An 18933-nucleotide genomic window follows, 5' to 3' on the forward strand; every position below is an offset into this window, starting at 1 on the left:
TACGGTTGAACATTTCATTAAAAATAAAAACGTTTAAATATGTGCAGACATTTTTTTGAATATTTAAATTTATTACCCCACTTCCTCTCCACTTCATCATTTAAGTACCTATTTTCCTACTACAAATATCCCATTTCAATACACTCCATTCCTGCTAACAGCCTTTCCATAGAAGCAGCCATCCTGTAACTTTTTTACAGATTAATCTTTTTGAAACGTTGAAAGATGACCCGTCAATTGAATTTCTTCAGAGAGGATTTTTATGATGAGATATTCTATGCGTTACGCTGTATATGAAGAGATGATGGCGGCACTGAAACGTCCGCCAAATGGGATGGAGGATCTTCTATTCCAGGCTTCCCAAAATGTAGAAGTAGCGAGAATTGCACCGTTTTACGGTTTCTACCTTTATCCGCATGAATGGCTTCATTATTCCCTGCAGAACAAAGACCCCCTTGTGACTGAACTGAACCTGGCTATGCTGATTGCCCTTGATGCCCCTACGCTGGATGCAGACCCTAAAATGTTTCTTTACTTTTCCATCGCTGCCTCCCCGGGCAATAGTGACGTGAACGAACAGAGTTTATCCGTTGCATTTAAAACCACCATGCTTTTTCAAACGTTTATTTATCTGCAGAATAAAGTCTCTCATTTGGAACAAGACGACCAGTTCTCCATGCGCAAATACAAAAATCGGCTGAAACAATCAGATACAAGCGAATAGACAATCTTTACGCCCGGCTCCTTATCTCTTTTATATTATTGAATCCTTTAGGTGAAAATACTATAAGATTGCGGGGTAAGAAAAATGAAAACAGAATATAAAAAAATTCTTGTTGCAGTTGACGGCTCAGATGATTCGGAAAAAGCGCTTGAAAAGGGAATTGAATTAGCGTTAGAGTATAGCAGTACGTTAATAATAGGACATGTAGTCGATTACAAAAACTACAGCCGCGCCTCTATATTTTCTCCTGTTCTTATCCCGGCTGCTGAGGAAACCGGACAAAATATCCTGGACAAAAGCAAACGCAGAGCACAGCAGGCCGGCGTAGCTGATATTATTGCTACCCTGCAGAGCGGAAATCCGCAGAAATTGGTTTCTCATCTTTTAGCTGAGAGTTATGAAGCGGATTTAATCGTTACGGGGGCTTCCGGAGCGGGAACTTTTGATAAATACGTCATGGGGAGCGTATCACTGAGCACCGTGCGACAGGCCCATTGTGATGTGTTAATCGTGCGCAATGAGACAGCCCCATCAGTGTATCGCACGATTTTGGTAGCCGCTGACGGATCTGATGAATCCATCGCCGCATTTAGGAAAACTATTGATTTAGCGAAAATCAGCAACAGTGCCGTCGTTGTCGCGCATGTGCTCCATACCCCTGCCATTTCATCATTTGATATGCATACCGAAGAAATTCTCACTATGTTTAAGAAGAGCGCAGAAAGTATTATCGATCAGTATAAAGAAATAGCGGAGCAGGAGAACGCAGAAAATATTGAATATATCATTGAACGCGGTTCTCCTAAAACCGCTCTTCCGATAAGTATCGCGGAGGCATACAAAGCAGACCTGATTGTCGCAGGGGCCTCTGGATTAAACCGGGTGGAACGACGCTTTCTCGGCAGTGTAGCCGAAAGTATTGTGCGCAGATCAGCCTGTGATGTGTTAATTGTTCATCCTTCTGATTAAATCACGACATACACGAAGCCCCCTGCACAATGCAGGGGGCTTCGTGTATGATAATCAACAGCAAATGTTTACACGCTCATAGGAGGAATCGTTTCTCCACTGACCACTTTCACATTACACTTTGATATTTTTTGGATTTTTTTCGCTTTGTCTCCCAGCATCAAACGATCTATTCGTGTGCCTCCGGATTTTCCTATGATAATTAGATCAACCTCGTGTTTTTGGCATAAATCCTGCACGAGCATTTTTGTTGGATCTCCTATTTCCAAAACAGTCTGGACGTTAGTCAATCCTTTTTGAATCGCATCGTCTTCATACTCTTTCAATTTCATCCGGGCTTCATTCTTTAATTGTTCAAAACCGCGTGGATCCATTCTTTCGAGCATTGCATAGCCTTTCTTATCTATCACAAAAGCAATAATAAGTGCGGCATTGTGAGCTTCTGCAACTGTACAGGCCTCCTCGAAAGCATCATGGCTTGCTCCCTCAAGAGCTTCCACCCCAACCAAAATTCGTTTATATTGTTCCATATTTCATCTCCCTTTCGAATAGTTATTTTCTTTCGTTTACTTATAGACGACAAAAAGCCAGAAAAAGAATAAAGATTCTTTTTCCGGCTTATGGTATGGCTTTATATCCATTCATTACTGCCTGCTATATAATTGTCTTTAGGAACATTGTTGAAAATTACCTGTTATGCATATATTACCCTTACTATTTATAGGTAAAACGTTCTGATCACACTTTTTTATACAAAGTTAATTGAAGGATTTATTTTTATATATAATTTTTTAAAGGAGTGAATTGTATATGCCGGATATGAGTTCTTTAGGTTTACTTGTCTTGTCTTTTATCGTCACCTTTGCAATTGTGTACACGGTTCGTATGTTTCTTTCATCCAGGAAAAAATAAATTTCTGCCAATAGACCTTTTAATAATCAAAACGTACATAGAACCCGTTGCTCCTTCTCTACTTTGCAGAATATAAAGAGCAAGCCAATGAGCGAAAAAGTAATAAACGCAAACGGATACGATATTTTTTCAATGACTAGCCCCCCAGCTCCTGATCCCAGTGCCTGCCCAATGCCGAGCGATAAAAACGACATACTGACTCCCAGCGATGGATAATCTGGGAAAACCCGTGTAGCCCATACAATAAAGAGGCCCGTCATAAAAATGTAGGAGACGCCAAATAACACAGCTGATAGATAAACAGCCGGCTGGCCGGGCATGGTCAGTCCAATAATGGATGCTGCGGTGACAAATACTCCGACCCTAAATGCTAAAGGCAGCCCTATCTTTTGAATAATTCCTCCCGCGGTTCCGCCCATAATACCGGCAGTTCCCATTACAATCCAGAAAACAATGCTCTGATTCATGGAAAAATCATGAATTACAGAAACGTAACTTCTTGAAAATGTCCAATACACAGACGAGCTGAATCCTATTCCAAGCGAAGCTGCTATTAAAAAACGGCCTTGTTTAAACGAGCTGCCCCACGGTACCTTTTGTTCAACCGCCCGCATCGGCCTTTCCTCTTTTTCCAGTACCGCGGCATTCCACCACCAAACGATCACAGTAATAGCAGCAAACAACAGGTAGCTCCAGCGCCACTGCTCTGTAAATAGTAAAACGATGGGGCCTGTTACGATTAATCCAAAACTGGTGCCGGTATTAATCCACGTGTTACCTCTATTTTGAAGAGAAGATTGCAAAGACTGACTGATCACCTGGCTGAATGCGGGAGAGGCCCAGCCGCTTCCTAAACCAGCAGCAAAAACACTGATCGCAAGGGTGTAAAAGCCTGTTGAAAATGCGATGCCCCCCATTCCCAGAAAAGCTGTCGCCCCGGCCAGTAATACAATACGGCGGGCAGTAAACGTACGAATAAAAATATAAGCGGAACAGAGAGCCGCCGTGTAGGCCATATACGCTGCAGAACCGACAATTCCCCCCTGACTTTCTGACAGTCCCAATGATTCACTAATATCCGGAAGAAACAAACCAAAACTGAACCTCGCAAAAGCATACACAATACCAATCATCGCAATGCCGGGAAATACTATTTTCCACATATCCATCCTCCTTTTGATAGAACGATCACTCTATTAATAAGTAAAAAAAACAGACTATCTACTGTTTTTTTATATGTTGGATCAATCCATTCAGCGTTTTTTCAATGTCGTCAGCACTCAGCGTTTCAGCTAACGATGTACTTCCTTCGAGCAGTAAAGCCAATTGAATGGCGTTTATTCTCGTCAAGCCGTGAGATTCAAAAAACTGAATCATTCTTTCTTTGTGGGCAAGAACGTTTTTGACAAGCATATGGTCAGGCGTGCCCGAAAACTCCTCTTTTGCCCGCAGAAACATACAGCCGTTGGAAGCACTGTTTTTTAACCACTGTATATGACCAAAAGCCAGCCTTTGTTCGACTGATCCTTCTTCGTTACGCACAGCATCGGCAAGTAGAGAAAAATACATTTTTTCCCTTCTATTTAAAATCTCCAAAATCAAATCTTCTTTGGAATCAAAATGGTTATATAACGTCATCAGCGCTACTCCTGCGTCCTGAACGACAGCTTTCAGCCCTATCGCATGAAAGCCATGCTGATAAAATAATTTCTCTGCATGAACAAGCAGGTCCTCCCGTTTCCGGCTCATAAGCGCCTCCTTTTATATTAGATATAACGATCACTCTATTAAATTATCATACCCATAACCTGCAGGCAAGTTTTTACTCTTAGAAATTTTTAAATATACATTATGAGGCCATTCCACCATAGTATTCATTGATCTTTTACTTATTTAAATTAGAGATGGGTTAACCCGCCATCACCTTTAATGGCTGCATACATGTAGACGTCATGGAATGCACCAAAGTTGTATTCATAGTGCCTTAACAGGCCCTCTCTTCTAAACCCTTGCTTTTCCAGAACTTTCTGCGACGGCTTGTTGAGAGGATCGATGATGGCTTCGATTCGTTCAAGCTGCAAATGATGATACCCATACCGCACTATAGCTTCAATTGCCTCACTTGCGATTCCTTGTCTCCAATACGCTGGATGCAGTTCGTACCCGATTTCTGCCCGCCTATGTTTAAGTTCCCTATTTAAAAATCCACAGCTGCCTATCACAGTATCCGCCTGTTTCAGCGTGATTCCCCACCTAATCCCGGTACTTTTTTCCCGAATCGCTGTATACCAGTTGATTTCCCCATTCACACTGTCAGTCGATAGGTATGGCTTCATTCCCATCTGCTGCACTACTTTTTCATCCGATAGATAGGCAAACATATCGGAAGCATCCTCCGTTGTTACTTCCCTTAACCTCAAGCGTTTTGTTTCTATAGTTGGAAATACTCTCATAATGTCTCCACTCCCGAGTCGTTATATGTCAGCCTGCTTTTTTACATACAAAATTCTACTCTATCGTTCCTTTTAATAGTAAACTTAATGAACCTATCATTTTGTGACCTAAAATTAAATAAGGAGGGTGTGTAATGTTTCCGAATGAAATGGTCTGGGAAAATATAGAAACATTCGGCTGCGAATATTTATATGTTTCCAGAACAGAACACATGATTCAAGTGGAAAGCACGGTTATTTCCCTGGAAACCGGATTCCCCGTACAAATATGGTACCAAGTGATCCTCGACAACTCGTGGAAAACCAACAGTGTTCATATTAAAGACAAAAATGGGCCGAACCTGCACCTTACGTCTACAGGAAACGGTGTATGGTATGATCATCACGGAACTGTACTGGAGCATTTAAACGGAGCCATCGATATCGATATATCCGTCACACCTTTTTCCAATTCGCTTCCTATCAAACGGTACACATGGGATCCCGGCCAAAAAAGAGAGATAGAGATGATCTATATCTCTGTTCCCTCCCTGGACGTACAGAAAGTAAAACAAATCTACACGTATATTGAACGCGAAGGCGAAGATAGAGTGTTTCACTTCCAACACAGAGAGTTTGCTTCCTTTATCTCGGTCGACGAGAACGGCTATGTGACTGAATATCCCGGGTTGTTCACCAGACGGTATTAGCTGCGTCCAATGTGATTTAGAGTACTTTATAATACAGCTGAACAAACTGGTTAAACGTTTTTACTTCTTTCAGCGAAAGATTTACGCGATAGTCTCCTTGGCTGAAAAGAGGAATGCCGGCTCCAATCAGGGTGGGAGCAATCGTTAAAATGATTTGATCAATCAGTTGTTTTTCGATAAAAGAATGGATTAACTGTCCTCCCCCCAGCAGCCAGATATGTTTACCGGGTTTGTTCTTCAGCTCCTGTACTACGCTTACCGGATCCGCATTTACAAACCGGGTATAAGTATTGTCTTCCATTTCCGTGCTCGTAAATACGATGTTATCTCTATCCTGGTACGGGTATTCACTCATATTACCGGTATCATTTATCCACTCATATGACCTTCTTCCCATCAACACCGTATCGATCGTTTGATAAAAGTCAGCGATGCCGTTGTCGCCCTCTCCTTCTACGTCGAACAGCCAATCCAGCTTATCCTCTTCGGTCGCAATATACCCGTCCAGACTTGCCGCAATAAATAACACTACCTGCCGGCTCTCACTCATACCATTCTCCCCCTTAATTATGTTTTTAAATCACAGATAAAACTTGTAAATAGTTTATCATGTTCTGCCGGGTGCATCCGATCTAGCTTGTTTCAATTTTATAAAGGAGCATGCTAAAATACTTCTAGCATGCTTATTTTGTTTATTCGAATTCCAATCCCGAGAAATGGAGATGATCATTCTGAAGACTATTGAAAAATGGCAGACGGTCATTCTCTTATCCGCTATTGGCGTGGGATTGGTACTCGGTCAATTGCGGTTTGTTGAAGCACATGCCGATTTGTTTGTACTCCCGTTTCTATTTTGCATGCTGTACGGATTATTTTTAACTATTCCTCTTCAGCACCTGCAAAAAGCCTTTACACACATTCGATTTTTCAGCATAAGTGCCGGCATCAATTTTATATGGACGCCTGTGTTGGTGTTTGGTCTTGGAGCAGTGTTTTTATCTGAGCATCCGGCGCTGTGGCTGGGGTTTCTTATCCTGATGGTGACTCCCTGCACAGACTGGTATTTGATTTTCACCTCCATTGCCAGAGGAAATGTGCCGTTATCGGCTTCTATTCTGCCGGTTAACCTGATGCTGCAGCTTTTATTACTGCCGGTTTATCTTTTTTTATTCGCCGGTACGGTTGAAGGCATTGATCTTTCTGCAATTGGCACCAGCATTTTGCTCGTATTAGTCCTGCCTTTTACTCTAGCGTATGTGACAAGATACATATTCAAAAGAAAAAAGTTTATTCTGGAACAGCGGCTCGTTCCGTTTTTCTCCAAAGCCCAGGGACTGTTTCTCGCTTTAGCCATTCTGGCTATGTTTGCCTCTCAAGGCACAGTATTATTGAATAACCTGGAGGTTATCTATCTTCTGCTGATTCCGCTTTTCTTGTTCTATGTGATTAACTTCTTCGCAGCCCGGCTGGTCGGAAAGTGGCTGCGCTTTTCGTACGAAGACACCGTCAGTCTGCACTTATCAACATTAGCCCGGAATTCGCCGGCAGCCCTCGCTTTTGCTGTAACCGCCTTTCCGGATCAGCCTTTAATCGCACTTGTCCTCGTTATTGGCCCGCTGATCGAATTACCGGTGCTGGCCGTGGTCTCCCAGGTTCTTCTCCTTCTACGAGGTGCCTCGATTTAAAGAAAATAAATTTGAGTTTAAACCATAACGAAAAGAGCCCACTCATCTGTGAGTTGGCTCTATATTTGTATTAGGTGTATATATTTTTGTAGAACTGTAATAGCGCACGCTGCTCTGTTCACCCTCAACAGAAATTTTATGCGCAGAAAGATGGAACAGTAATTAAAAAGACAAGAGTTCGCATGTGGAACTCTTGTCTAATAGCTATCTAATAATAAAGTTTAGTAATATTTAAATCATATACTCAACTTGAGTGTTTTTATCTCATATGGCTCAAAATGTAGAGAAAGCGTGGAACCGCCTGTTAACTCTCTTTCCGGTTCTTCGAGAAGATTACACTCCGTACACGTGGAAAAATGCTGATCGCTCGTAAACGTAACCTCTCTCCGTGCTCCACCGTGTTCATGTATCCTAACGATGATTTCTGAATCTTCCTCTGCCTGCTTTACTGCATCAACTGTTACATTGGAAGCATTGGTAGACAGGAAGCTGTATTCACTGGAATTCGCTTCTCCTTTAGCAACATAAGCAGGTAAATTCAAGTCCATAGCTTCCTGGACTGTTCTTCCTTCATACCAATCTCCTTTATGGGGAAATAAACTGTAGGTAAACGAGTGTTTTCCCTGATCCTGCATAGCATCGGGCTCTATAGCTGATTTAAGCAGTGTCAGTTTCATAATATGGTCTTTAATATCATATCCGTACTTACAGTCATTCATAAGACTTACCCCATAATCTCTTTCTGAGAGGTCAGCCCATTGATGTCCGACTGTTTCAAACATCGCCATATCCCAGCTTGTATTCCAATGGGTCGGCCGTGTGACATTTCCGTATTGGATATCATATGTTGCTTTTGTAGAACGTACCTTTACTGGAAATGCAGCTTTCAGCAGCTGTTGATGTTCATGCCAATCGACTACGGTTTCGAAATCAATCCGTTTGGAATGATGATACACGATCATTTTTTGATAAATGGTGGAAGATTGATAGGACCACTGCAAAGCAATGACTGCACGTAACGGTCCATTTTCCACCAGCTCTTTTTTATCCAGCTGATCTACAATATATCGTTTCTCTTTATAAAAAATATCAATATCCCAGGCATCATAATGCAGAGGCTTGTCTTCGAATACTTCCAGAACGTTTGCCTCATGTTCAATAACTTCGCGATTGTTTTCCTTATCAAATATACTGCTAATATGACCATTTTCATTCAATTGAATAAGGTAAAATGGCGTCTCCCACATGTTTCCGTCAAGTTGTGTTAATTGTTCTTCAGACATTATAGAAGTGTCGGATGGATAAATTACTTTGTAACCTAGAGAAGGAACTCCCGGCACATGTACAATGTCTATTCCATCTTGACGCCTTTGAAGTTTCAACTGCCGGCCGGATTGATCTTCCCATCCCAATACGGAATCAGGTAAAGCTGCAAGTACGTCTCTCGAATGAGAACTTGAATTAAATATAGTAAAGCCTTCTGTATTATTATTTTGACCAATTAGTGCTTCTGCTGCCTGCTTCTCGTTCTCTTTCACTAAAGAAAATGCTTCTTGATATTCAGCGGCACTGTCTGCATATACTTCTTTAATAGAGGAACCGGGGATAATATCATGAAATTGATTACGAAGAATAATTTTCCAGCCCTGTTGAAAGTTCTTCTGGCGTTCAGATGACCAATTCCCATCCTTTAAATAAACCAGCGTATCCAACCACTCTGCCTGGCGGTAACGAAGCTCTGCCTGGCGATTCATTTTTTTATTATGCGCCTGACTCGTATACGTCCCTCGATGATATTCCAGATAAAGCTCTCCATCCCAAGTATGAATATATTGCTCCGTTGTATTCATCCGTTCATGCAGGCCATCTAAATACTTATCTACTCTACTCGTTTTAACGTTAGGAAGGCCTGGCATTTTATCAAACCGACGAATTTTTTCCAGCATGTCGCGATTTACCCCGCCTCCGCCGTCTCCGTAACCATAGGCAAGCAATAATTCATCATTAAAAGAACGGTCGCGGTATTGATCCCAAATCCCCTGGATACTAGTCGCAGTGATTTCTCCATTGTATGTGTATTTTTTGGATCCATCTGGCGTAGTGATAAAGTGGGCCACTATTTCCGTACCGTCTATTCCTCTCCATTTAAAGCTGTCGTGCGGCATACGATTATATTGATTCCAGCTGATTTTTGTCGTAATAAATGTATCGATTCCTGATTTTTTTAAAATCTGCGGCAGTGCCCATGAATAACCAAATACATCCGGAAGCCATAAGTAGCGGCAACGCTCCACTCCCAATTCCTTTTCCAAAAAACGCTGGCCATATAATAGCTGGCGGGTAAGGGATTCCCCGGATGGAATATTACAGTCGGCTTCAAGCCACATCGCACCACCTGCCTCCCATCGGCCTTCAGCAATTTTTTCCTGCATTTGTTTAAATAGCTCCGGATAATCTTTTTTTACATAATCATATAACTGCGGCTGAGTTTGAAGAAATTCATACTCCGGGTATTGCTCCATAAGCTTTAACACGGTAGAAAATGATCGACCTGCTTTTTCTCTCGTATGCTTTAATCGCCAAAGCCAGGCAACATCTATATGAGTATGACCTACAGCTTGAACCGTTAAGGGATGAGTTTCCTGTAAGCTGTCAATATCCTGCTGCAGTTGATCATTAGCCTTTTGGAGAGACTCATAAAAACCGCCATTGCCAGGTGTCCTCCAGTCAATATGCTGAAAAGCACGATTCAGCGCTTGAAGAAGTCGCTCTTTTTTTATATTTCGTTCGTCTAATACATTAACGGTTTCCAACGCTGCTTCCGCTGTATAGTATAAATCATCAGCAATACCATCCAAACAGGCTGTAAATGCAGTCTGCAGCTGGTGCTCTTGTATTTCCTGGTTTCCTTTAAGCCCTTCCAATCCGGACCAAAGACGAAATTCCAATACGAGAGGAATACCAATTAAATGTTTTGGAAAGAAAAATTCTTTGTGATTTCCATCTATCGCCTGGACAGCTTCCCCATTGATGTAAAGTAAAGATTCAAAACCTGAATTATGGCCGTGGCCTGTTTTTCCAAAATCAAATACACCGACTGGCGTGTGCTGCTCCCAACTGCTCGGAATAATCAGCTTTGTTTTTAACCATATATAACGATCCCGACCTTCCCAGCGGTCCCCCAGCTTCATTTCTTTTGTTTCCTGTTTAGGTATCAACTGAGTAATTTCCTCACTGGCCGCCTCTTCCACTGTATCGAAACTTTCTATTATTTGTATGTCTTTATACCTGTAATTTTTTAATTCGTTGATTCTCTGCTCAAGCTTTTCTTCTGTCCAGAACATTTATTTCATCCTTTCTATTTATATATTTATTATCCTTTTACAGCTCCGCTTGTGAGTGCACCTACGATATAACGTTGAAGCAGCACAAATAATATAATGACTGGCACAATGGACATGATGCTTCCGGCGGCTAACAAATGAGTGGTGATTTGGGTCTGCGTTGATTGAAGATTCACCACTCCGACAGAGACCGGGTACAAAGAGGCATCATCAATGAGAATAAACGGAATAACAAATTGAGACCAGCTTTGTACGGCCACAATGATAACCACAGAAACAATTCCAGGCATACATACGGGAAAAAGCACCTTTGTCAGCATCTGCCATCTGCTGCATCCATCTATAATGGCCGCTTCATCCATATCTTTCGGAATGGTGTCCAGATAATTTTTTAAAAACCATGTAGTAAACGGAAGTACGACTGCTACATAAACAATGATTACCAGCCAAAGTTGATTTATTAAGCCCCAACTTGCAAATAGTCTGTAAATAGGAATAGTAATAACGACAGCTGAAACCATCTGCGTCATTAAAATAGCAACCATAAAGTGATTTTTTAATTTCATCTTATACCTAGATAATGCAAAAGCAGCAGGAACCGCTATAATAAGGGTCAGAATCACGGTTGAAACGACTATTCGAAAGGAATTCCATAAATATTGAAGAACCGGCGCCGTATCAAGCACTTCTACGTAATTTTCGAAAGCAAAACTTGTTGGAATAATGTTTGGCGGAACTTGAAGCACTTCAAACCTTGTCTGCAATGAGAGGGAAAGTACCCATAATAATGGAAACAAAAACCCCAGCACGACTAAAACAAAGCTTATATACAAACCAATTCTTGCCCATTTTGCTTTTTGTAAGTTTGTCATGATTCCACCACACCCTTTCGCCCGAGTACTTTTAAATAAACCATTGTCATCCCCACATTGATGATCAGCAGCACGACAGCCGTAGCTGCTCCTTCTCCTAAATTGAACTCTCTAAAAATAGCTGTATATATACTTAATGCAATAACTTCAGTGCTGTTACCGGGCCCTCCTCCAGTCAATGCCATCACCATATCAAACGTATTGAACGTATCAATAGATATAATAATAAGATTAACCAGGATAATAGGCGCAATAGCTGGAAGAATAACACTTTTCATTCTCTGCCAGGCATTAGCCCCATCTATAATAGCCGCTTCCAACACATCTTTTGAAACCGTTTTCAATCCTGCGTACATTAAAATCATGCTGAACGCTGTTCCTCTCCAAATATTTGCGAGCGTCACCGACAAGAGAGCCATCGTTGGGTCTGATAAAAAGGAGATAGGACCAAGTCCTATAGTGCTTAACGCATAATTAATAATTCCAGCATCCGTTTCGTTATATAGCATGCCCCAAATAACGCCAATGACAACACCAGGAATCGCCCATGCTACCAGTACGGATGTGCGGACAATAACCGTTCCTCTTATTTTCATCTTTTCTCCCTGAACGATCAACAATGCTACAATAAATCCTGCCACCAACTGAAAAATAACACTGAAGAAAACAAAAAAAGCAGTAGTCCCAATCATCGGCAGAAAACCTGGAAGAGTAAAAAGACGAAGATAAGACTCAATCGTATAGTTATATCCGAGCTGAATCATATTTGCGTTCGTGAAGCTTAAATGAATAATTTGAAAAATGGGATATACGAAAACAGCAATCAGGACGATTAACAAAGGAATCAGCCATGGGTAGGGAGTATCTGAAAACTTTTGCTTTTGAGTTGCTACTTTTTTCGTTTGCTGACGATCTAATGCTTTTTCGTTTACATTCATTCTTCAGCCCTCTCCTCTCCGAATGTTACAATTTCCCACGCGTCATCGACTGCCTGCTCCGGCTCTTTGCTTCCTGAAATCACCTGGGAAATTGCGGTTTGGAGCTGAACTGATATTTCATTGTATCTTGCAGCTCCGGGACGTACCTCCGCTTCTGTTTCTAATGAGGCTAGAAACTCATCGCTGAACGGCCCTGCTTCATAGTATTCAGAATCATATACAGACTCCCTTGCCGGCAAAGATCCTTGAATGGATGTAAACTCCCCCATGCCTTCTTCACTAATAAACGAATCAACCAGAAAATCAAAAGCCGCTTCCTGCTTCTCCGAATCCTCTGCAAAAATTCCCCATGTCCAGCCACCTGCACTTGAAACAGGGACATCTGCTTCATTTAAAATAGGAAGAGAAGTTACTTCCCAATTATCAAAATCATCTCCTAATATTTCTTGGATCGTAGCTGCCTGCCAGCTGCCTCCCAGAAACATAGCTGTGTTACCAGCTGCCACTTCTCCATTGGCATCATTTTCTACTCCAGCGTTTGCCATGCGTTTTGCTATAGCTCCTTCTTCTTGTGCTTGATCAAGCGTTTCAAATGTACGGATCATCGCCTCTCTATTTTTTCCTTCTCCAAAAACAGGTCTTCCATTCTCATCCACCAATTCTCCGCCCTGGGACCAAAAAATAGGCCATAACGAGGTAACAGATGTACCTTCCCCAATACCAACCGGAAGCACCAGACCCTGATAACCCTGCGTTTGGATCTCATTTGACACTTCGATTACTTCATCCCAGGTAACAGGTGGGTCCTCAATAACCTCTGCATCATAGTAAAGCATTCTTGTATCGGTACTCATATACAAACCATAAATCTTGCCGTCGTCACCGCGAATTACTTCTTCCGCAAAGGGTAAAAAATCGTCTGGATCTATCCCTCGCTCCTCCATCATTTCATCTAACGGCTGAAGATATTCCATATAACGTTCGAGCATATATCCATCAATAGCTGCCATGTCCGGTGCCCGTCCTGTGTTTGCTTGTTCGAGGAGCCTAGCCATCGCTTCATCGGTGTTACTTGATTGAAGACTAATTTGTATGTCCATATCTGGGTTCGTATTATTAAACTCTTCTATCTGGCCGGTAATATATTCTCCAGTTGCTGCAGATGGCGCTTCCGGCGAATATCCGGCTGTAGTAGACCAGGTTAATGTACTTTGTTCTTCTGCTTCAGAATTACCAATACTGCATCCGGTCACACTCAATAATAGAAAAAAAGAAAGTCCTAAAGGCATAGTTTTTTTCATTTATTCCGCCTCCTACTTAACATATTGCTTTATCTTCACTTTTTAAAATGATTTTAATATGTTTCTAAAAAGGAAGGTCTGCACTTACTTAATGCAGAACCCGTTTTATCATTAAAGCAGACGCTCCCACTGCTTCTGCTTCTCGTCCAAACGAAGAAGGAATGAACGTAACAGCGTTAGCCATTTCGGTATATATACAACCTTTAATTACCTCTTGAGCTTTAGTGGAAAAGTCCGGTAAAGCAGTAATTAACCTCCCTCCAATCACTACAAGCTCTGGATTTAGGAAATTCACCTTGTCTGCAATAGCCTGCCCAACGTCTTCAATGCTTTCATTTATGATGCGCACTGCTAATGCATCTTCCTTTGCATATTCCTTTAAAATTTCTTCTATAGTCTTTATATGAGCCGGCAGAGATGTTTCAAAGCCCTGATGTATTTTTTCATTTGTCTCTTCTATGATAGGCAGTATAGAGTATAAAGGTTTTCCTGTTATGTTATCTTTATGCCATGACCTTTGGCCATTAAATCCTACTTCTCCTGCTAAGTGCGTAGAACCTCGTATAAGACGACTGTTTATCATATAGCTGCTTCCAATTCCAAAATCAATCATAAAATAGAGAACATGGTCAGATTTTCTCGCTCTTCCGTAATGCCACTCACCTAACAACATGCAGTTTGCATCTTTTTCCAAACTCACAGTCGTTTGAAATTGTTCTTTAAAAACAGATACAACATCTATATTTTTCCATAATGGAAGATGCGGCGGTGACAAAATAATTCCTTCTTTAGCATTTATAGGTCCTGGTGAACTTATACCAAGCCCAATCATATTAGAAAATGTAAACTTCGGATCTTCAATTACCTTTTTAATCTGGTGAATTACCCTCTTTAAAACAATGTTGGGATTCTCAGATAACGAAAAAGTATTCTCTCCCTGATATATTATCTCCCCCTTTAACGTAGTAATGACGAAAATCACTTCTTTAACGGATATACTTACACCAACTAAATAATGCCATTCGTTATCCAATGTATATAGTGTAGGCTTACGCCCCCCATTGGAAACAGCCTGTCCAGCTTCCTGCAAAAGCTGGGCTTTTTCAAGGTCTATTAAAATATTTCCTATTGAAGCAACAGTCAGGCCTGTTTTTTTTGCCATTTCCTGCTGCGTCATTGGCATTTCATTTTGATGCAGCAGTTCAAAAATTCTAATTCGATTCGCTGTTTTCATCATATTTGCGTTAGTTATAGTCACGGCTTCCACCTATTCTTAAAATTGTTTTAATAAGTACATTAATGATAGCGCTTACATTAATTTAAGTCAATGTATTTTTGTTTTCTTATTTTGGAAATCATTTTCTTTCATGTATGCATTGCTGGATTGAACAGGGTTTTATTATTTAAGATTATCAATATATTGTTTTCCTTCGATTAAAGATAGTCCCAATTTTTCTCTGGCTGTTTTTATCGCTTTAATGTCATTTCCTTCTTTTATCAAACGGCGCAGTTCATCATCCAATGGATCTTCAGAAATTCCTACTTTCTCGCCAACTCTATTTAATATACTCTGCATCTGTTTTATACGCCTTTCTAACGTATTCATACGGGTTAACAAGTAAATAATAACTGCAAACAAAAGAACTATAATGACATTTTCCATACAAAGCTCTCCTTCATCGAATAAGTTCCACCCGGTTTCATTTCCATTCTTAATAAATAATCAGTCGTCATGCCATATAAAAACCCTTCAATCCAAGAATAAATATCATCTTGAGATGGGAGGGTTTTTTGCGGGTTTATTTACCGCATGCGGTACTCTATTTCTTCTTTCCAGCTCGTCCGTCCGTCAAGCACGTACTTCACTTTACTGCCGTCTTTAAGATGAATGGACAGCCCATTAGGCACAAAAAATAAAGAATTCGACAGCGTAACATAATCTATCTGTAACAGGTCTACCTTATGTACTTCCTTTTGTATATTTATTTTGTGGGGAACATGAACAAGTTGATCCGGAGTTGCGTATAACGTCCCGCCCACTGCTTCTCTTCCTTTCCATACATTTGCTTTTCCTTTTTTTGTATAGTGTTCTATCATAACGGCCTCCCCGCCTATGTCTTGTTTTCTTTCATTTCTTACTCTCCGCCTAACCGATGTTTACCAAACCACGAATATGTTAATAGTACTAGTAATAATGATATAAGTTCACGATAAAGAAAACCTGTAAAGCAGTTTTTGAAAAATACACCATTATTATAAAAAGGGAGTTTTTCTATGACACAGACCTCATTATCAAAATTCATCAGTAACTATGAAGGAGAAGTAAAGTTAGCTAATTTACTGGAACGGTATTTAAAAGAAATTTTTCCGGATAATTCATTAGAAGGCGTGCAGACAAGCTTTCTTATTAATACACATGAGGAATCCAAAGTAACTGCATTCCTATATGACACATTAACCGACCAGTTCTCTATTAAAGATATCGAAGAAAAAGACAATGAAGTAAAAGTAGCCATCGATACCGTGATAAGTACGAGAACAAACGGTAAAATAATAGAAGATATTACTGGCGCAGATGATAAAAAAATAAAAAAAAGACAAGGGAGGTTTGTGTATGATCACCACGTTCCTTTAAGCATTGAGCTCATATTTGACCCAGCTGTGTATCTAAAAAAACACAACCTTCCTCCGGCTTTATTGTCCTACCGGAATTTATCACTAAATAATGGAAATGACGTTAAAGTAGATGTGGAAAAAATAACCTCCACTTCTATCGTATGGGAAGATATCTAAATTTTGCTTCTTCTGCGGCAGCGCATATTCATATGTGCTGCTTTTTTTGTCGTCCACCGTCTTAGGGACAGCAGAATTCACTCATCGTGATCACCCTGTTTACTTTCCCAATTATAAACTATTATTGAAATAAAAAGAAGGAGTTGTCTTTAGGACAGTTCCTTCTTCGGGCTGTTCATTTATACTTTTCGATACCTTTTTAATCCAATAATATTCAACGTAGTAAAACCAACAATAAACAGAAATAAGATACTTGCATCAAACCATATATATTCAAAACCCTGCCCCTTAATGATGATATTTGTAAGAGCATCTCCTGCGTATCTCAGTGGGAGCAAATAGCCAATGACACTGATCCAGTCTGCAAGATTATCCAAAGGAATAATTCCTGAGAAAAAAATCTGTGGTATCACCACCAGTGGAATAAACTGTACCATTTGAAATTCTGAATTAGCAAACGTTGATATGAATATCCCTATCGTTAAGGCTGCCAGTGCAAGCAGGATATTGATTAACAGCACCCACAAAATATTTCCTGCTATTTCTATTTGGAGTAAATAGATAGAATAAAAAACTATAATTAGAGTTTGTAGAACAGCGAATACTCCGTAGCCCGTTAAATAACCAAATACTATTTCATTCCGTCTAACAGACGTCGCTAACAATCGTTCCAGAGTTCCTTTGGTTCGTTCTCTTAACAAAGCGATGCCTGAAATAAGAAAAACAAAGAAGAAAACAAAAAATCCAATTAGTATGGGGAAAATTTTATCAAAAAATGTGCTGTTTACATTTCCATATAAATAATTATTATCAATATTCAACTCGTTCTCTGGAACAGTCCGTTCGGTATTAGGCGGTACCTGCTGACCCGTTTCCGATAATTCTTTTACCTTCATTTCTTGAATTGCACTGTTTAATACCTGCTTGGCAGCGGCCGTCTTACCCGGATCTTCATTTGGATATGTCACTACCAATGTGGACTCATTCATTCCAATAAAAACGTCTAATTGATTCTCTTCAATGACATCTTTTTTGGTCACACTATCGTCGTACGTGTGAATATGAACCTCGTCAGAAGGCAGGGCATTGATAATACTCTGCGGAACATCGTCTTCAAATCCTACAACAAGATTAGTTTCATTGCTCGTATCAAAGATCAAATACATTAAGGTAGATACAATAAGCGGAGCCAAAAACATAAGTGCGAGTGTACGCTTGTCTCTTAACAACTCTTTAACCACTCTTATACTTATAGCTCTGTATCTTATTATTTCTTACTCACCTCCGCTTTTATGAATACGTCTTCGATAGAATCTGCATTAAACTTTGTTTTTAACTCTTCTGGCGTGCCTATTGCAAACAGCCGGCCCTCGATAATCAATCCTACATAATCACACTTTTCGGCTTCATCCATAATATGCGTAGTCATAATAATCGATTTGCCTTGGTTTGATAGGACTTTTAACTGCGTCCACACATCAACTTTTAATACAGGATCAATTCCTACTGTAGGCTCATCTAAAATGATAATATCCGGATCAGATAGAAGGGTCACCGCCAGGGATAACCGTCGTTTCATTCCGCTTGAAAAAGTAGAGACGATTGTATTGATTTTCTCTTCCAACTGAACAAGTTTCATCTTCTCAGAAATGGAGGCTTCTAATTTCTCACCTGACAGCCCCATTAGATTGCCAAAAAATATGAGGTTTTCGCGCGCGCTTAATCCTTCATATAGGGCAGTATTCTGACCCATATAGCCAATCCTATTTAATACTTGACGGTTGGGGACTCGCCTATTAAATAAAGATGCTTCTCCCTTATCCAAACGCTCTATGCCAATCCAACATCTTATTAACGTCGTTTTTCCCGATCCGCTTGGTCCAATAAGTCCTAATATAGAACCTTCTTCCAGATTAAGATTGATATCACTCAAAACATTTTGCTTATCAAATGACTTATATGCCCCTTTTAAATAAGCAATAACATTTTTCATGCGCTGCCTCCGTATATAAAAATAGAATCTATTATAGATAGTATTTAGATTATACATTCTTAGTTTGGTAGTTCAAGTATAAAATGGATCTTTTATACAAATAGATAATAAAAAAACCTTCTACATCATAATGAATGGAGCGCCGGCAGTGCGGCATCATTACCATAGAAGGAAAATCTGACAGAGGTAACCCTAAAACATGATTTTTAACTCATTAAAAAAAGTAACTAACAATAATATACACTACGATAAAAACAAGT

At 40.2% G+C, this 18933-nt stretch carries 19 protein-coding genes; 5 read left to right on the forward strand and 14 right to left on the reverse strand.

The window, feature by feature from the left end:
- The first annotated feature begins 265 nt into the window (after positions 1-265).
- Both AC5W2J_RS05200 and AC5W2J_RS05205 read left to right on the forward strand, forming a co-directional pair.
- Positions 266-724, forward strand: coding sequence for a hypothetical protein (locus AC5W2J_RS05200; protein ID WP_496058428.1), 459 nt, complete (start codon positions 266-268; stop codon positions 722-724).
- A gap of 84 nt (positions 725-808) precedes the next feature.
- Positions 809-1693, forward strand: a complete 885-nt coding sequence (locus AC5W2J_RS05205) for a universal stress protein (RefSeq protein WP_496058429.1) — start codon at positions 809-811, stop codon at positions 1691-1693.
- Positions 1694-1761: 68 nt separating this feature from the next.
- Here the strand turns inward: AC5W2J_RS05205 and AC5W2J_RS05210 are convergent, their stop codons facing one another.
- The 4 genes from AC5W2J_RS05210 to AC5W2J_RS05225 all read right to left on the reverse strand — a co-directional run bounded on the left by AC5W2J_RS05210 (position 1762) and on the right by AC5W2J_RS05225 (position 5058).
- Positions 1762-2223, reverse strand: a complete 462-nt coding sequence (locus tag AC5W2J_RS05210) for a universal stress protein (RefSeq protein WP_496058430.1) — start codon at positions 2221-2223, stop codon at positions 1762-1764.
- Positions 2224-2631: 408 nt separating this feature from the next.
- Positions 2632-3768 (reverse strand): MFS transporter, encoded by a 1137-nt coding sequence (locus AC5W2J_RS05215; RefSeq protein ID WP_496058431.1) that lies wholly within the window; start codon positions 3766-3768, stop codon positions 2632-2634.
- A gap of 58 nt (positions 3769-3826) precedes the next feature.
- Positions 3827-4354 carry a TetR/AcrR family transcriptional regulator gene (locus tag AC5W2J_RS05220; protein WP_496058432.1) on the reverse strand — a complete coding sequence of 176 codons (528 nt, stop codon included), beginning with the start codon at positions 4352-4354 and terminating at the stop codon, positions 3827-3829.
- A gap of 149 nt (positions 4355-4503) precedes the next feature.
- The gene (locus AC5W2J_RS05225) at positions 4504-5058 is read right to left on the reverse strand and encodes a GNAT family N-acetyltransferase (RefSeq protein ID WP_496058433.1); all 555 of its coding nucleotides are present in this window, start codon (positions 5056-5058) and stop codon (positions 4504-4506) included.
- Positions 5059-5192: 134 nt separating this feature from the next.
- Between AC5W2J_RS05225 and AC5W2J_RS05230 the strand changes: the two genes are divergently transcribed.
- Positions 5193-5747, forward strand: a complete 555-nt coding sequence (locus AC5W2J_RS05230; protein ID WP_496058434.1) for a putative glycolipid-binding domain-containing protein — start codon at positions 5193-5195, stop codon at positions 5745-5747.
- A gap of 16 nt (positions 5748-5763) precedes the next feature.
- Here the strand turns inward: AC5W2J_RS05230 and AC5W2J_RS05235 are convergent, their stop codons facing one another.
- A complete protein-coding gene (locus AC5W2J_RS05235; RefSeq protein WP_496058435.1) occupies positions 5764-6297 on the reverse strand; it encodes a dihydrofolate reductase family protein in 534 nt (177 codons plus the stop codon).
- A gap of 181 nt (positions 6298-6478) precedes the next feature.
- Between AC5W2J_RS05235 and AC5W2J_RS05240 the strand changes: the two genes are divergently transcribed.
- Entirely contained in the window at positions 6479-7432 is a 954-nt protein-coding gene (locus tag AC5W2J_RS05240) for an arsenic resistance protein (RefSeq protein WP_496058935.1), read from the forward strand.
- Positions 7433-7668: 236 nt separating this feature from the next.
- On the opposite strand, the gene AC5W2J_RS05245 is transcribed toward AC5W2J_RS05240, so the two are convergent.
- The 7 genes from AC5W2J_RS05245 to AC5W2J_RS05275 all read right to left on the reverse strand — a co-directional run bounded on the left by AC5W2J_RS05245 (position 7669) and on the right by AC5W2J_RS05275 (position 15984).
- Positions 7669-10776 (reverse strand): alpha-mannosidase, encoded by a 3108-nt coding sequence (locus AC5W2J_RS05245; RefSeq protein ID WP_496058436.1) that lies wholly within the window; start codon positions 10774-10776, stop codon positions 7669-7671.
- A 29-nt stretch (positions 10777-10805) separates the two neighbouring features.
- Positions 10806-11648, reverse strand: coding sequence for a carbohydrate ABC transporter permease (locus tag AC5W2J_RS05250; RefSeq protein ID WP_496058437.1), 843 nt, complete (start codon positions 11646-11648; stop codon positions 10806-10808).
- Positions 11645-12586 (reverse strand): carbohydrate ABC transporter permease, encoded by a 942-nt coding sequence (locus AC5W2J_RS05255; RefSeq protein WP_496058438.1) that lies wholly within the window; start codon positions 12584-12586, stop codon positions 11645-11647. The genes AC5W2J_RS05250 and AC5W2J_RS05255 overlap by 4 nt, the downstream gene beginning before the upstream one ends.
- A complete protein-coding gene (locus AC5W2J_RS05260; RefSeq protein WP_496058439.1) occupies positions 12583-13887 on the reverse strand; it encodes an extracellular solute-binding protein in 1305 nt (434 codons plus the stop codon). The genes AC5W2J_RS05255 and AC5W2J_RS05260 overlap by 4 nt, the downstream gene beginning before the upstream one ends.
- Positions 13888-13975: 88 nt before the next feature.
- Entirely contained in the window at positions 13976-15124 is a 1149-nt protein-coding gene (locus AC5W2J_RS05265) for an ROK family transcriptional regulator (RefSeq protein WP_496058440.1), read from the reverse strand.
- Positions 15125-15286: 162 nt separating this feature from the next.
- Positions 15287-15550: a hypothetical protein gene (locus AC5W2J_RS05270; protein WP_496058441.1), complete on the reverse strand. Its 264-nt coding sequence runs from the start codon at positions 15548-15550 to the stop codon at positions 15287-15289.
- 140 nt (positions 15551-15690) lie between these two features.
- On the reverse strand, positions 15691-15984 hold the full coding sequence (locus tag AC5W2J_RS05275) for a hypothetical protein (RefSeq protein ID WP_496058442.1): 294 nt from the start codon (positions 15982-15984) through the stop codon (positions 15691-15693).
- Positions 15985-16161: 177 nt separating this feature from the next.
- Between AC5W2J_RS05275 and AC5W2J_RS05280 the strand changes: the two genes are divergently transcribed.
- Positions 16162-16680 carry a hypothetical protein gene (locus AC5W2J_RS05280; RefSeq protein ID WP_496058443.1) on the forward strand — a complete coding sequence of 173 codons (519 nt, stop codon included), beginning with the start codon at positions 16162-16164 and terminating at the stop codon, positions 16678-16680.
- Between the two features lie 179 nt (positions 16681-16859).
- Here AC5W2J_RS05280 and AC5W2J_RS05285 read toward each other — a convergent pair whose 3' ends face one another.
- Positions 16860-17948: an ABC transporter permease gene (locus AC5W2J_RS05285; protein ID WP_496058936.1), complete on the reverse strand. Its 1089-nt coding sequence runs from the start codon at positions 17946-17948 to the stop codon at positions 16860-16862.
- The gene (locus AC5W2J_RS05290) at positions 17948-18673 is read right to left on the reverse strand and encodes an ABC transporter ATP-binding protein (RefSeq protein WP_496058444.1); all 726 of its coding nucleotides are present in this window, start codon (positions 18671-18673) and stop codon (positions 17948-17950) included. Before AC5W2J_RS05290 ends, AC5W2J_RS05285 begins: the two co-directional genes overlap by 1 nt.
- Positions 18674-18933: the final 260 nt, after the last annotated feature.

The organism is Sinobaca sp. SA16-1 (assembly GCF_059510515.1).